Genomic DNA, 14,080 nt, shown 5'->3' on the forward strand with positions numbered 1-14,080 from the left:
CGAAAGATTAGCCGAATTCCAGCGCTGCACCGCACAACGAGAAAGTTCTTGATTTGTTCTCATTCGGTGAATAGGAATAGTTTCATCGAAACGACGATTCCCCGGGCCACCGGACGGAGACGAGAATGGAACAGATCGCACGCGCGGACATTGCCGCTTTTACAAGCGGAGACAGCGGATTGGCCAACGCCATGATCGAGCAGAGCGGTGTCAGGGTCGGCGGCGAACGGCGGCGCGGCCGCGCTGCGGGGATCAATCCGGCCGGCCGCTTCGAGGCGATCCGGCGCGACGTCTTCGACGACGGTTGGAACACGCTGGAAGACCTGCCGCCGTTCAAGACCGAGGTGCAGGCGGAAAAGCCGCGCACGATCATCACGCGCAACGAATCTCCCGACATTTCCTTCGATCGCTCGATCAATCCCTATCGCGGCTGCGAGCACGGTTGCGTCTACTGCTTCGCGCGGCCCACACACGGGTACATGGGGCTGTCCGCCGGGCTCGATTTCGAATCGAAGCTTTTCTCCAAGCCGGACGCCGCGAAGCTCCTGGAACGTGAGCTCGGCAAGGAGGGCTATCAGCCCAAGACCATCGCGATCGGCACAAACACCGATCCCTACCAGCCGATCGAAAAGCAGTACCGCATCATGCGCGAAGTGCTCGAGGTTCTGGAAGCGCACGACCATCCTGTCGGCATCGTCACCAAGTCGGCGCTGGTGACCCGCGACGCGGATATCCTGGGACGCATGGCGGAGAAGGGCCTCGCCAAGGTCGCATTCTCGGTGACGTCGCTCGACCGCCGGCTCGCCCGCACCATGGAGCCGCGCGCCGCCACCCCTACCCGACGCCTGGAGGCGATGAAGGCGCTGGCCGGCGCGGGGATACCGGTGTCGGTCATGGTGGCGCCCGTCGTGCCGGGCCTCACCGACCACGAGGTGGAGCGCATCCTGGAATCGGCCGAAGCCATGGGGGCCCGCGAAGCCGGCTACATCATCCTGCGGCTGCCGCTGGAGGTGAGCCCGATCTTCAAGGACTGGCTGCTCCGGCACTATCCCGATCGCTACCGGCACGTGATGTCGCTGGTGCGCTCCATGCGCGAGGGCAAGGACTACGATGCCAGCTGGGGAACCCGCATGAAGGGCACCGGTCCCTATGCCTGGCAGATCGGCCGTCGCTTCGAGATCGCCGCGCGCCGCCTAGGCCTCAACCGCTCCAAGCTGACGCTCCGCACCGATCTCTTCAAGCCGCCGGTCCGTGCTGGAGAGCAGTTGATGCTGCTCTGAGCCCGTCTCCGGAGAGCGCGAACAAACAGCATGAACTGGAAGCGTTGCGGACGGATCGCAAAGGTCTGCGCCGCTCCCGCTTCCCAGCCCGCCGCTCTCCGCAACAGCCTTCCGTCCGGCCCGTCCCCCCCGTCCCCGGCCTGACGGCGCCCTCCCGGTCCGCCCCTCCGGGAGGGCTTTTTTCCTTCGGTGCCCGCCCTTGTGTGGTCGCCGCACAGCCCGAAGAGCATGTGCTACGCCCGTGCCGGTTGCAATCCGCTAACCATCGAACGGATCAGCAAAATTTAACCCAACTTCTTAAGGCCGCCGGTAAGGCTGGCGCGCTAGTCTGCAGACATAACGAGGCCGGAAACAATCCGGCCCGCGAGGACCGCAAGAACGGCTCTCAGGGAAGCAGGAAGGCGAATGATGAACTCGGTGACCAACCCCGCGTGGGCTGGCCGCGCATTGCGGCTCGACCCTTTCAGACTGCCGCAAGTGACGAGCTTTTCCGCACGCGACGACATGGGCGAGGTCACCGTGACTATCGACCGGCGCGGCGCGGTGATGCGGCGCATGCTGGTGCGCTCGGGGCTGCCGGTGTCGATCCTGTTGCCGGCGCGCACTTTCAGAGGCGTCGCCGCGCGTGCGATCGAGGAGGGCGACGGCAGCGTCACGGTGACGCTCGAACTCCTCCACTCCGACCCCATGTTGTGCATACCGTTGCTGGTCGCCTACGATCTTGACGACGTCGCGGCCGACTGGCGGGCCTGGGCGGAAGCCTATCGCCTGCCGATGCTTCTCATTGAGGCCGACGGCATCGCCCGCACGTTGGAGGAATCGCTGTCGGCGGCCGCCAAGGCCGCGCCGATCCAGCGTCGCAAGCGCGTCGGTTCGCAGCCGCGCCGCCCGCGCTTTCTTGCCCGCCGCAAGGCCGCCACGCTCGGCCTGCGTCTCGTTATCAGCGGCGAGGAGATCATCGCCCGCTCGTGAGGCGGGCGGTTCCGCTCAAAACTGCGGGCTGATCGTCGCCCAGATCCCGGCACCGACGAAGCCCAGGAAGACCAGCCAGCCCACGACGTTGTTCGACCGGAATAGCCGCAGGCACTGGTCGGGATCGTCGATGTCGAGCGCTTGCACCTGACGCATCATGTGGGCGCCAGCCGCTAGAAGCCCCGCCAGTGCGGGAAACGGCGCCATGGCCGAGGCGCAGGCAGCCCCCATCAGTACCAGCGCCCCGCCGTAGAGGCCGATCAGCCAGGGCTTGGTCCGTTCACCGAACAGTCGCGCCGTGGAGCGAACGCCGACCACGGCGTCGTCCTCCTTGTCCTGATGCGCATAGATCGTGTCGTAGCCGATCACCCACAGGATCGAACCGGCGTAAAGCAGCAGCGCCGGCGAGCCGAGTTCCCCGAAGGCCGCCGCCCAGCCCATCAGCGCACCCCAGGAGAAGGCGAGCCCCAGCCCGAACTGAGGCCAGTCGGTGAAGCGCTTCATGAAGGGATAGATCGCCACGACGGCCAGCGAAGCGACGCCGAGCAGGATGGTGAAGCCGTTGAACTGTACCAGCACAACGAGCCCGATCAGCGCCTGCGCGATCAGGAACGCCCAGGCCTGCCGCCGCGTGACCTTTCCCGATGGCAACGGCCGCGAACGCGTGCGCTCGACGCCGGCATCGATGTCCTCGTCGGCGAGATCGTTCCAGGTGCAGCCCGCGCCGCGCATCGCCATCGCGCCGACGAGGAACAGCACGAGGTGCCACGGGTTCGGCAACAGGCTCAGCACCGGATCGCCCGGCCGCGCATGTGCGATCGCCGCGAGTGCCGCCGACCACCAGCAGGGCCAGAGGAGCAGCTGCCAGCCGATCGGCCTGTCCCACCGCGCCAGCTGCGCATAGGGCCAGGCCCGCTGCGGCAGGGCGCGGTAAACCCAATGCCGGCTCGGGGCATCGGCAACGCGCCCCTGGGCGTCACGGGATTGGATCGTCTCCATGCCGGGTTGAGTGGCAGGGCAGGGCGGGCGCGTCAAGAAGCCCTTTCCCTTGACCCGCCCCTCCCGCCGGCCTAGGCGGTCACGGCAACCGAGACAGCGGGGAACCGGGACATGAACGTGCTTCTGATCGGGTCGGGCGGACGCGAACATGCGCTGGCCTGGAAGCTCGCCGCCTCGCCGATGCTGACGAAGCTCTACGCCGCGCCCGGCAATCCCGGAATCGCACGCGAGGCCGAATGCGTGGCGCTGGACGCGGCCGACCACGACGCCATGTTGTCTTTCTGTCGTACGAACGCGATCGACCTCGTGGTGGTCGGACCCGAAGCGCCGCTGGTGGCGGGGCTCGCAGACCATCTGCGAGACGGCGGCATAGCCGTCTTCGGTCCCTCGGCCGAGGCCGCACGGCTCGAGGGCTCCAAGGGCTACACCAAGGACCTCTGCGCCCGCATGGACATCCCGACCGCCGCCTACCGCCGCTTCAACAACGCTCCGAAGGCGAAAGCCTATCTGAGAGATATCGGCGCGCCGGTGGTGGTCAAGGCAGACGGACTGGCGGCCGGCAAGGGCGTTACGGTGGCGATGACCCTCGAGGAGGCGCTCTCGGCCGTCGACGACTGCTTCGAGGGCGCCTTCGGCGGAGCAGGCGCCGAGGTGGTGGTGGAGGAATTCCTCACAGGGGAGGAGGCGAGCTTCTTTTGCCTGTGCGACGGAAAGATCGCGCTGCCCCTCGGGACCGCGCAGGACCACAAGCGCGTTGGCGAAGGCGACACGGGGCCGAACACCGGCGGCATGGGCGCCTATTCGCCCGCCTCGGTGATGACGCCGGAACTCGTCGACCAGGTGATGCGCGAGATCGTCGAACCCACCATGCGCGGCATGGCCGAGGCCGGCGCGCCGTTCTCCGGCGTGCTCTACGCCGGGCTGATGCTCACGTCGGACGGGCCCAAGCTTATCGAATACAACGTCCGCTTCGGTGATCCCGAATGCCAGGTGCTGATGATGCGGCTGAAGGACGACCTCCTGGTGCTCCTGAAGGCCGCCGCCGACGGCCAGCTCGGCCACATGTCGGTGCGCTGGCGCGACGAGGCGGCGCTCACCGTGGTGATGGCCGCGAAGGGCTATCCCGGTACGCCCGAAAAGGGTGGTGCCATCCGCGGCCTGGCCGAAGCGGGATCCGGTGGCGTCGAGGTCTTCCACGCCGGCACCGCGGAGAAGGACGGCGCGATCGTGGCCAATGGCGGCCGCGTGCTCAACGTTACCGCCACCGGCCGCACGGTCGCCGAGGCGCGCGACAAGGCCTATGCCGCGGTCGAGCGGATCGACTGGCCCCAAGGCTTCTGTCGCCGCGACATCGGCTGGCGCGAGATCGAGCGGGAGACGGCGGGCGCCTGAACGCCACTCTCGGAGGGAAGCCATCGGCCGTCGCAGCGGCACGCTGCTCTTGCGGCCTCACTCACCGCCCTTGCATTCGCCCCGGATAAGGCCTACCTGAAGAGTGCGTTGATTTGGCCGACTTGGCTGTAGCGGTGTCAGAGACCCGCCATTTACCCCCGAATTCACGATAGCGACCGCGCGCGCCGAATGGCGCGGCAGGTCGTTTCGTCCGGACACGGAACCTGTCCCGGCGCTGACCACGGATGTACTGGCAGCCCGGTGGCGTTCCGGTTCGGACACGAACAATAAGCGGCCCGCTTGCGTTGCCGCGGGGGAGCCGACCGTGACGACACGCACCACGCAGACCACCGTCGCCTTCTCCTCGCCCTTCCTGCTGCCCGGCTTCGACCAGCCGCAACCCGCCGGAGACTATCTCGTCGATCATGACGAGGAAGCGATCGAGGGGCCTTCCCACATCGCGTGGCTGCGTGTCGCCGCCTTTATCCACCTCCCCGCCGTCGGTGTCCGTTCGACGACCCGGCGCATGGTGCCCATCACTCCCGGCGATCTCGACGCCGCACTGGAAAAGGACCGCAAATGACCATTACTCCAATCAGGCCCGCGCCGCAGGTGGCCCGACCCGCCCGCCGCGAGGCGCCCACCCACCTCTTCACCATCGGCCAGGCAGTACGCTTCCGGGGTGGTTTCGGGCAGCAGCCCGCTCGGGCGGAGATCTACTACGTCACGCGCACGCTTCCGCCGCAGGGCGGAACACTGCAGTACCGCATCCGCAACGACGAAGAACGCCACGAGCGGGTGACGTCGCAGAGCGACCTTGAAGCCGTCCGCGAGCCCGCGGCCGACACCTCCCTCATGGAAAGGACCTTCGGTCATGGCTAAGGGACAGAAACGCAGCTCGCGCGAGATCAGAAAGCCGAAGCAGGAGAAGGTGGCTGCTAAGGCCGAACCGACGCTCGGGAGCCAGATCAAGCAGGCGACGAGCGGGACTTCGACGCTGGCGCGCAAGAAGAGCTGACACGGGACGCGGCGGCCGCCGCTGCGGAGCGGCTGGCCAACGGGACTTGATCGCCGCGTGCGCACAAGTGGCCAAGCGGCGAGACACTTGACATCAGCGAAAGCATATCCGATTAGTTATATAACTAAACGGATATGCTTATGCCCGACCCACTCTCTCAGACTTTTTCGGCGCTGGCCGACCCGACCCGACGGGCGATTCTGGCGGAACTGGCGCGCGGAGAGCGCACGGTGAACCAACTCGTCGAAGGCCGGGGGATGAGCCAGCCGGCGATCTCCAAACATCTCAAGGTCCTGCAGCGGGCCGGGCTGATCGAGCGCGGGCGCGAGGCGCAGACGCGCCCTTGCCGCATCGTGCCCGAAGGGCTCGAGGTCGCGCGGCGCTGGATCGATCGCTGCCGCGCCGACTGGGAAGAAGCCTTCGGACGGATGGACGCGCTGCTGGCGGCCATGCCGGCGCGGCAAGGGGAGGGAGACCAGCCATGACCGCGCTCGCGGACCGCCGCCACAACGTGCTTCGCCTGGAGCGCCGCTTCGCCGCCGCGCCCGATCGGGTGTGGCGCGTCTGGACGGATCCGGACTGCGTCTCGATCTGGTTTGCTTCCTCGCATGGTTTTCGCGCTCAGGTGCTCGAACTCGACCTGCGCCCCGGCGGATTGTGGCGGCTGGAAAACCGCAAGGACGGCGTGATCGAGCATCCGTGGGGCGTCTACCACGAGGTCGAAGCAGGCCGCCGGCTGAGCTATTCCTATCTCTTCGCCGGGACCGACTTCCACTCCACGGTGTCGGTTGATTTTTCGCCCGACGGCGACGGCACCCGCGTCGATCTCGTCCAGACCGGTTTCCCGGACGCCGAGGCAGAGCGGGAGCACGGCAAGGGCTGGCCGGTCGCGCTGCGGATCATGGAGGACGCGCTGCTTGCCGCCAGCGGCATCGGCTCCGTCGTGCCGTCGCTGCCGAAACGGCCTGCCTCGGGCGTTGTTGCCGATCTGGAGGAGGCCCGGCGCCGCTGGGAGAACGAGCGCGACGGCAAGCCGCCGGGAGAGCGCAGCTAGACGGACGTGTTCCTCATTCCATCGGATTGTCCGCCGGCCGTCGCGGCAGCGTACCCTCCTCGGCGCGGCGCTGCGTATGGGCGAGCGAGCAGGCCGGCGAGCACAGGACTCCGCGATCGCACCAGTAGGCCGGGCCGTTGTCCAGCTTGCCGTAGTAGTTTCGAAAGCCCTCCTGCCCGAAGGCCAACCCGCATTCGACACATCTGAACTTTTCCGGTCGCGCAAGCATGGGAGGACTCCTTCGGGCGGATTTATAACCGGAGGCGGCGAAACGGTCGAGCTTTCATCCGGCAGCGACGCATTCGCCGAGCAGGCATCGAGGGGACCCCACCCGTAACTCTGCCATCAGGGGGAAGGGGTATCCTGCGCCTCCGCACACCACAATCATCACACGGATTTGCCCGGCCTTCCCATGCGCTCTGATTGACGTAAACGTCAAAAAACACTAGCCGTGAGCGCGACGCATGCCGGCCGACTGGCCCGCGCGCCGAGGAATGCAGGAGGACCATCCATGTACCGTGCCCCCGTCGAGGACATCGCCTTCGCGCTGAACGACATCGCCGGCCTCTCCGCCGCGATCGAGGACGGGGCCTTCCCCGAACTGACGCCCGATCTGGTGGAGGCGATCCTGTCGGAGGCCGGACGATTTGCCGGCGAGGAGGTGGCGCCGCTGGCAAAAGCCGGCGACGAGCAGGGCGCGCGGCTGAAGGATGCGGCCGTCACCATGCCCGACGGCTGGAAGGATCTCTACGCGCGCTGGTGCGAGGGCGGCTGGAATGCGCTGTCCGGCCCGGAGGAATTCGGAGGGCAGGGGCTGCCGCAGATGCTCGGCGTGGCGGCGCTGGAGATGTGGAACTCCGGCTCGATGGCCTTCGCTCTGGGCCCCACCCTGACGATGGGCGCGGTCGAGGCGATCGAGAAGCACGCCAGCGAGGAATTGAAGGTGCTCTATCTGCCGAAGATGGTGTCGGGCGAATGGATGGGCACCATGAACCTGACCGAGCCGCAAGCTGGCTCGGACCTCGCCGCGCTGAGGACGCGGGCGGAACGGGCCGGCGACGGCACCTACCGCGTCTTCGGGCAGAAGATCTACATCACCTTCGGCGAGCACGATTTCACCGACAACATCGTGCACCTGGTGCTGGCGCGATTGCCCGACGCGCCGGCCGGCACGCGCGGCATCTCGCTGTTCCTGGTCCCAAAATTCCTGCCGGACGAACAGGGCAATCCCGGCGCCCGCAATGACGTCTTCTGTTCCTCGCTCGAGGAGAAGCTCGGCATCCACGCCTCGCCGACCTGCACGATGATCTACGGCGATGGCTTCGCCAAGGACCGCGAGCCCGGCGCGGTGGGCTTCCTGGTCGGCGAGGAGAACAAGGGGCTGGCCTGCATGTTCACCATGATGAACAACGCCAGGCTGGCCGTCGGTATGCAGGGCGTGGCGATCGCCGAGGCCGCCTGGCAGAAGGCGCACGCCTATGCCATCGAGCGCCGCCAGGGCAAGGCGCCCGGCTTCACGGGCGAGGGCATGGCGCCGATCGTGCTCCATCCGGACGTGCAGCGGAACCTGTTGACCATGAAGGCGCTGACCGCGGCCTCGCGCGCCATCGCCTATTCCTGCGCGCACGCCACCGACATGGCACGCGCGAAACAGGGCGATGCGGCGCGCCACTGGCAGGACCGCGCCAACCTGCTGACGCCCGTGGCCAAGGCCTTTCCGACCGACGTCGGGGTGGAGGTCGCCTCCATTGGCGTACAGGTGCACGGCGGCATGGGCTTCGTCGAGGAGACAGGGGCTGCCGTGCTCTATCGCGATGCGCGCATCGCGCCCATCTACGAGGGCACCAACGGCATCCAGGCAATCGATCTCGTGGTGCGCAAGCTTCCAACCGGCGGTGGCGACCACGTCGCGGGCTACATCGGCGAACTGCGCAAGGACGCCGAGGCGGTGCGGGCCTCGAACCTGCCGGAGTTCGGCCGCACGGCGGAAAAGATTTCGGCCGCGCTCGACGATTTGGAAGCCACGACGCGTTTCCTCATGGACAGCCACGAAAAGGGCTACACGCACGCCGCGCTCGCCGGCGCCACGCCCTACCTCCGCCTCTTCGCGCTTGCCGCCGGCGCCGCCTATCTCGGCCGCGGCGCGGTGGCGTCCAAAGCCTCCGACCGCATCGCGCTCTGCCGCTTCTTCGCGGAAAACCTTGCCGGCGAGACGGCCGCCCTGCGGGATCGCGTGGTCGACGGCGCCGACAGCCTCGCCGAAGCCGCGAAGGCGCTGGGCTAGCCCGGTAAGAAACAGCTGGGCTCGCCGAGGGGAGAAGAAAATGACCGACCACATCGATGTCACGCGGCAAGGACCGGTGCAGATCATCCGGATGAACCGTCCGGACAAGAAGAACGCCATCACTCGCGCCATGTATGCCGCGATGGCCAAGGCGCTGACCGAGGGCGACGCCGATGCGTCCGTGCGGGTCCATGTGATCCTCGGCGTACCGGGCGCCTTCTCCTCCGGCAACGATCTGTCCGACTTCATGGCGGTTGCGACCGGCGGCGAGGGCGGCATGGAGGTCTATGATTTCCTGCTGGCTCTGGCGAAGTCGCAGAAGCCGCTGGTCTCGGCGGTCGACGGCATCGCGGTCGGGATCGGCACGACCATCAACCTGCACTGCGACCTGACCTTTGCCACCCCGCGCACCGAGTTCCGCACGCCCTTCGTCGATCTCGGCCTCGTGCCCGAAGCAGGCTCCAGCCTGCTCGCGCCGGCGGTGCTGGGGCGCCAACAGGCCTTCGCCCTGCTCGGTCTCGGCGAGGGCTTTTCGGCGGAGCGGGCGAAAGCCGCCGGTCTCATTTATGCCGTCGTTGGCGAGGACGAACTCGAGGCCGCCGCGCTGAAGGCCGCCGAGGCCATCGCCGCCAAACCGCCCGAGGCGCTTAAGATCGCGCGCGACCTGATGCGCGGCGACCGAGAGGACGTGGTCGCCCGCATCAAGGAAGAAGGCACCCACTTCCGCGCCCGGCTGAAGTCCGACGAGGCCCGCCAGGCGTTCATGGCCTTCATGAGCCGCAAGAAGGGGTAGGGGCCGGTCGCCGCTGGCGCGCGAGCGTCGGCTCGTTCCCGCTACACCTCTTCGTAGCGCGCCATGAAGGCTGCGATCTGATCGGCAGACAACGCGTTCGCCTGCTCCGCCGTGACCGCCATCAGCTGGGCGCGCGTGAGGTTCGATATCGCCGCCGTCGACAGCCCCGGCAATGCTGAGATACTGATCGCGGCGATGTCTTCCGGTGAAAACGCGGTGATCCTGTCCGGTCGGATGGACGACATCTGCGTGGCGCTCAAGGAGGCGACCTGAGGTGCGGTCAGGGCGGCCACCTGGTCGAAGCCGAGCGCGCCGATCTGCGCCGGCGAGACGCCGCCGATCGCCTGTGGGGCGATGGACGCGATCTGCTCCAGCGAGAAGCGGTTCTGGATATCGCCGCCGAGCGCCGCCACCTGCAGTGCATTGAGCGCCCCGATCTGCGGGCCCGACAGGGTGCCGATCTGCGCCGGCGTCAGCGCCCTGAGCTGGTGGTAGCCCAGCGACGAGAATTGGCTGGTCGTAAGGGCAGCGAGCTGGTCGAGGTCGAGCGCAGCGACATTGTGGGTCGAGAGTCCCGAAATCGCCGACACGCTGATCGCCGCAATATCCTCCACCGACAACGTCGCCACCTGCTCGCTGGTGAGCGCGCCCAGTTGCGAAGCGGTCAGGGCCCCGATCTGGGCGGAGGACAAGGCGTCGACCTGCTGCGTCGACAGGAGCCCGACCTGCGTCGCCGTCAATCCGGAAACGGCCGAGGGCGTGATGGCTCCGATCTGCTCCGCCGAGAAGGCGAGAACCGCGTCCGGCGTCAGTGAGGAGATCTGCCCCGATGTCAGCGCGGCCACCTGCGTGGTGTCCAGCGCGGCGGCCTGGGTGGGCGAAAGGGCCTGGAGCTGCATGCCCGTCAGGGACGCGATCTGGGTCGGCTTCACGGCCGCCAGTTGCTCCAGCGTGAGCCCCGCCACGAGCCCGGGAGCGAGGCCGGAGATTGCGGCCGGCGCGATGGCGGAAATATCCTCGGGTTCGAAAGCCGAAAGCACGTCGGTACCGACCGAGGTCAGTTGCAGAGCGGTGAGGGCGCCGATCTGGGCCGGCGACAGCGCATCGATCTGAAGCACGCCGAACGCGCCGAGCTGCGCGGAAGTCAGGCCGGGTATGGCCTTCGTCGCGAGCGCAGCGACCTGCTCCGCCGTCAGGCCGGCGATGCTTTCCGCCGGAATCGCGGCGAGCTGGGCCGCGCCCATGCCCGCGATCTGGCTCCCGGTCAGCCCCTGCAACTGCGCCGGGCTGAAGGCTGCGACCTGTTCGGGCTTCAGGGCGCCGATATGGCCGGCGGTCAGCGCGCCGGTCTGCTCGGCGGTCAGCCCCGGAATCCGCTCCGGCATCATGCCGACGATCGCGGCGGGGGTGATGGCAGCTATGTCCTCGGGAGAAAACGTCGACAGTTGTGCCGGCGTGAGCGCTGCGATCTGCTCGGCGGCGAGGCCGCGAACCTGTACCGCCGTCAGCGCGTCCATCTGGTCTGCGCTGAGCGTCGCGATCTGCTGCGCGGTGAAACCGCCGACGGCCTTCGCCGTCAGACCGGCAATCTGCGCGGTGCCGAGCGCCGCGGTACTGTCCAGCGTCAACGCGGCAAGCTGCGCCGGGGAGAGCGCGCCCATCTGGGCCGGAGTGAAGAACTGTGTCTGCGAAACTGTCAAGGTGCCGATCTGGCTCGCCTTCAGCGCGCCGATTTGGGGCTTGGTCAGCGCGGCGATGTGGTCGCCGCTGAGTGCGGCGATGCTTGCCGGTGGCAGGCCCGCGATCGCACCGCCGGTCAGCGCCGAGATCTCGGAAGGCAAGAATGTCGCGATGTCCTCTGCCTCGAACGCCGCGACTTGGTTCGACGACAGGGTAGCAAGCTGGGCGCCGGTGAGCGCCTCGGCCTGCAGGGGTGTCAGCGCGGCCACCTGCGCGGTCGTGAGACCCCCGACGGCTTTGGGGCTCAGTGCCGAGATCTGATCGGTCGTCAGCGCGGCGAGGGCGTCGAGGCTCATCGAAGCCATCTGGCTGGCGCCCAGCGCCCGCATCTGGGTGGCGCCGAAGGCCGAGAACTGGTCGCTGGACAAGGCGGCGACCTGGTCCGGCTTCAGCCCGGCCGTCTGTGCCGGCGTCAAGGTCGCGATCTGGTCGGGAGAAAACGCGGCAATCGAGGCTGGGGCCAGCCCGGAGAGTGCCGACGGACTGATCGCGGCGAGTTCGCTGCCGACGAGTATTTGCAGCGCTGGGGCGGAGATTGCGTCGAGCTGCCGCGCCGTCAGGGCGGCGACCTGCTTGGCGGCCAGCGCGTCGACGTGGCTTTCGCTCAGCCCTGCCATCTGCTCCGTCGTCAGCCCCGGGATCGCCCTGACGTTGATGGCGCCGATCTGCGCCGGCGAGAACGTCTGCAACGCGTTCGTCTCCAGCGCGGCGAGCTGCAGCCCGCTGAATGCGCCGATCTGCGCCGTCGAAAGCGCCTCCACCTGCGTCGGCGAGAGCGCGGCGACCTGGGACATCTTCAGCGCGGCGATCTGGCTCGTGGTCAACGCCGATATCTTCTCGGGTTCGAACGCGGCGATGCTGGCCGGCGACAGGGCGGCGATGGATGCTGGAGGAATCGAGGCTACGCTGGCCGGCGGCAGGGCCTGCAATGCCTCGGCACCGAGTGCGGCCACCTGCCGGGAGCTGAGACGCGACACCTGTGCCGCGGTGAGCGACTGGACCTGGTCGGGCGTCAGCGCGCCGACCTGCGCGGTCCCGAGGCCCGCGATTGCGCGGGGATCGAGCGCGGCGATCTGGTTTGTGGCGAGCAGCGCGAGCTTCTCGGGCGCCAGCGCCGCGACATGCGCCGACGTCAGGGCGCGCATCTGGGACGCCGACAGCACATCGAGCTGGGAGGAGCCGAGGGCGGCGACTTGCCCCGTCGACAGGGCCGATATCTGCGACGGCGAAAGCACCCCGATCTTCTCGCCGCTCAGTGCCGACATCGTCTCGCTGGAGATTCCCCTGATCGCGAGCGGCTTCAGGAAAGCGAACCTCTCGCTTTCGATCGCCTCGATCTGCGCCCCGTCGAGCGACGACACCTGCGAAGCGCTCAGGGCGGCGATCTGTGCGGACGAGAGGGCGCCGAGCTGTTCGGCGGACAACGAGCCGATCTGGGCAGCCGAGAGACCGGGGAACGCCCGGGGCGAAATCGCAGCGATTTGCGTGGCCGAAAAAGCTTCGACGCTGGCCAGCGCGCCGACCTGGCGCGAAGTGAACGCCGCGATCTGGGAGGGGGACAGCGCCGGCAGCTGCTCCTCCGTGAATGCGCCGACCTGTCCGCTCTGGAGCGCGGCCACCTGGGCCGGTGTCAGTCCGGCGATCTGGTCGGCGCTCAGGAGGGAGATGACCTCGGACCTCAGGCCCGAAATGGCCCGGGATTGAATGGCGGCGATGTCGGTGGCGGTAAACGCTTCGACCTGCTCCGGCCCCAGTGCCGCGACCTGCCTGGCATTCAGCGCCGCGATCTGCTGGGGAACGAGCGCCTGCGCCTGATCGGGCGTCAGCGCTGAAATCTGGCCGACGGTCAGCCCCGGCACTGCGCCGGCCGCTACCGAGGCGATCTGGTCGGGCGACAGTATGGCCAGCCGCTCGCCCAGCGCCCCGATCTGCGTCGACCGCAGTGCAGCAATCTGCGATCCCGCAAGCACCGGGAGCTGTTCGTCCGTGAAGGCGGCGACTTGCTGGGGCGTCAGCGCCGACATCTGCATGGGGTTCAGGGCACCGAGCTGCTCGGCGGTCAAGGTCGCGACGATCTCGGGCGGGAGGCCGCGCAGCGAGGCCGGCCTGATCGCCGCGATGTCCTCTGGCGAGAAGGCGGCGATGTCCTCGGCAGAGAAGGCGGCGATCTGGCGGACGCTGAGACCCGCGATCTGGGTGGGCGTCAGGGCTTCGGCCTGCTCCGTGCTCAGGCCGGTGATCTGGTCGGTGGTCAGCGCCGAGACCTGGGACGAGGTGAGGCTCGCCACGTTGCCGGTCGATAGGACGCTCAGCTGGTCCATCGTCAGCCCGCTCATCGCGCTCGGCGCCAGCGCGCTGGTCTGCGTCGCCGTCATCGAATCGACGATGTCGGTCGACAGCGCCGAGACCTGCGTCGCCGTCAGCGCCGCCACCTGCCCGGGCTTGAGCTGGGAAAACTCGTCCGGCGTCCAGGCGCCGATCATGCTGGCCGACAGCGACTTGATTTGAAGGGTGGTGAGGCTTGAGAGCATCGAGGCGGGTTCCGGTA

Annotated in this window: 13 protein-coding genes; 10 read left to right on the forward strand and 3 right to left on the reverse strand. The window is 68.0% G+C overall.

Annotation, left to right across the window (positions count from 1 at the left end):
• Nucleotides 1-125: 125 nt before the first annotated feature.
• Both BSQ44_RS07170 and BSQ44_RS07175 read left to right on the forward strand, forming a co-directional pair.
• Nucleotides 126-1,280: a PA0069 family radical SAM protein gene (locus BSQ44_RS07170; protein WP_072602581.1), complete on the forward strand. Its 1,155-nt coding sequence runs from the start codon at nt 126-128 to the stop codon at nt 1,278-1,280.
• A gap of 408 nt (nt 1,281-1,688) precedes the next feature.
• Entirely contained in the window at nt 1,689-2,252 is a 564-nt protein-coding gene (locus BSQ44_RS07175; protein ID WP_072607915.1) for a DUF6101 family protein, read from the forward strand.
• A gap of 15 nt (nt 2,253-2,267) precedes the next feature.
• Here BSQ44_RS07175 and ubiA read toward each other — a convergent pair whose 3' ends face one another.
• A complete protein-coding gene (gene ubiA / locus BSQ44_RS07180) occupies nt 2,268-3,251 on the reverse strand; it encodes a 4-hydroxybenzoate octaprenyltransferase (RefSeq protein ID WP_072602582.1) in 984 nt (327 codons plus the stop codon).
• 111 nt (nt 3,252-3,362) lie between these two features.
• On the opposite strand from ubiA, the gene purD reads away from it, so the two are divergent.
• The 6 genes from purD (at nt 3,363) to BSQ44_RS07205 (ending at nt 6,715) form a co-directional block, all read left to right on the forward strand.
• Complete coding sequence (gene purD / locus BSQ44_RS07185; protein ID WP_072602583.1) at nt 3,363-4,643, forward strand: phosphoribosylamine--glycine ligase; 1,281 nt, start codon at nt 3,363-3,365, stop codon at nt 4,641-4,643.
• A gap of 325 nt (nt 4,644-4,968) precedes the next feature.
• Nucleotides 4,969-5,226, forward strand: coding sequence for a hypothetical protein (locus BSQ44_RS07190; RefSeq protein ID WP_072602584.1), 258 nt, complete (start codon nt 4,969-4,971; stop codon nt 5,224-5,226).
• The gene (locus tag BSQ44_RS07195) at nt 5,223-5,525 is read left to right on the forward strand and encodes a hypothetical protein (protein WP_072602585.1); all 303 of its coding nucleotides are present in this window, start codon (nt 5,223-5,225) and stop codon (nt 5,523-5,525) included. The genes BSQ44_RS07190 and BSQ44_RS07195 overlap by 4 nt, the downstream gene beginning before the upstream one ends.
• A complete protein-coding gene (locus BSQ44_RS27195; RefSeq protein WP_169858323.1) occupies nt 5,518-5,661 on the forward strand; it encodes a hypothetical protein in 144 nt (47 codons plus the stop codon). Before BSQ44_RS07195 ends, BSQ44_RS27195 begins: the two co-directional genes overlap by 8 nt.
• A gap of 140 nt (nt 5,662-5,801) precedes the next feature.
• Nucleotides 5,802-6,146 (forward strand): ArsR/SmtB family transcription factor, encoded by a 345-nt coding sequence (locus BSQ44_RS07200; RefSeq protein ID WP_114579932.1) that lies wholly within the window; start codon nt 5,802-5,804, stop codon nt 6,144-6,146.
• Complete coding sequence (locus BSQ44_RS07205; protein ID WP_072602587.1) at nt 6,143-6,715, forward strand: SRPBCC family protein; 573 nt, start codon at nt 6,143-6,145, stop codon at nt 6,713-6,715. Before BSQ44_RS07200 ends, BSQ44_RS07205 begins: the two co-directional genes overlap by 4 nt.
• 13 nt (nt 6,716-6,728) lie before the next feature.
• Here BSQ44_RS07205 and BSQ44_RS07210 read toward each other — a convergent pair whose 3' ends face one another.
• A complete protein-coding gene (locus tag BSQ44_RS07210; protein ID WP_072602588.1) occupies nt 6,729-6,944 on the reverse strand; it encodes an LIM domain-containing protein in 216 nt (71 codons plus the stop codon).
• Between the two features lie 282 nt (nt 6,945-7,226).
• Between BSQ44_RS07210 and BSQ44_RS07215 the strand changes: the two genes are divergently transcribed.
• Both BSQ44_RS07215 and BSQ44_RS07220 read left to right on the forward strand, forming a co-directional pair.
• Nucleotides 7,227-8,999, forward strand: a complete 1,773-nt coding sequence (locus tag BSQ44_RS07215; RefSeq protein ID WP_072602589.1) for an acyl-CoA dehydrogenase — start codon at nt 7,227-7,229, stop codon at nt 8,997-8,999.
• 40 nt (nt 9,000-9,039) lie between these two features.
• Entirely contained in the window at nt 9,040-9,792 is a 753-nt protein-coding gene (locus BSQ44_RS07220) for a crotonase/enoyl-CoA hydratase family protein (protein ID WP_072602590.1), read from the forward strand.
• Between the two features lie 41 nt (nt 9,793-9,833).
• Here the strand turns inward: BSQ44_RS07220 and BSQ44_RS07225 are convergent, their stop codons facing one another.
• On the reverse strand, nt 9,834-14,063 hold the full coding sequence (locus BSQ44_RS07225; RefSeq protein WP_072602591.1) for a hypothetical protein: 4,230 nt from the start codon (nt 14,061-14,063) through the stop codon (nt 9,834-9,836).
• Nucleotides 14,064-14,080 lie beyond the last annotated feature (17 nt).

The organism is Aquibium oceanicum (genome assembly GCF_001889605.1).
Taxonomy (GTDB): domain Bacteria; phylum Pseudomonadota; class Alphaproteobacteria; order Rhizobiales; family Rhizobiaceae; genus Aquibium; species Aquibium oceanicum.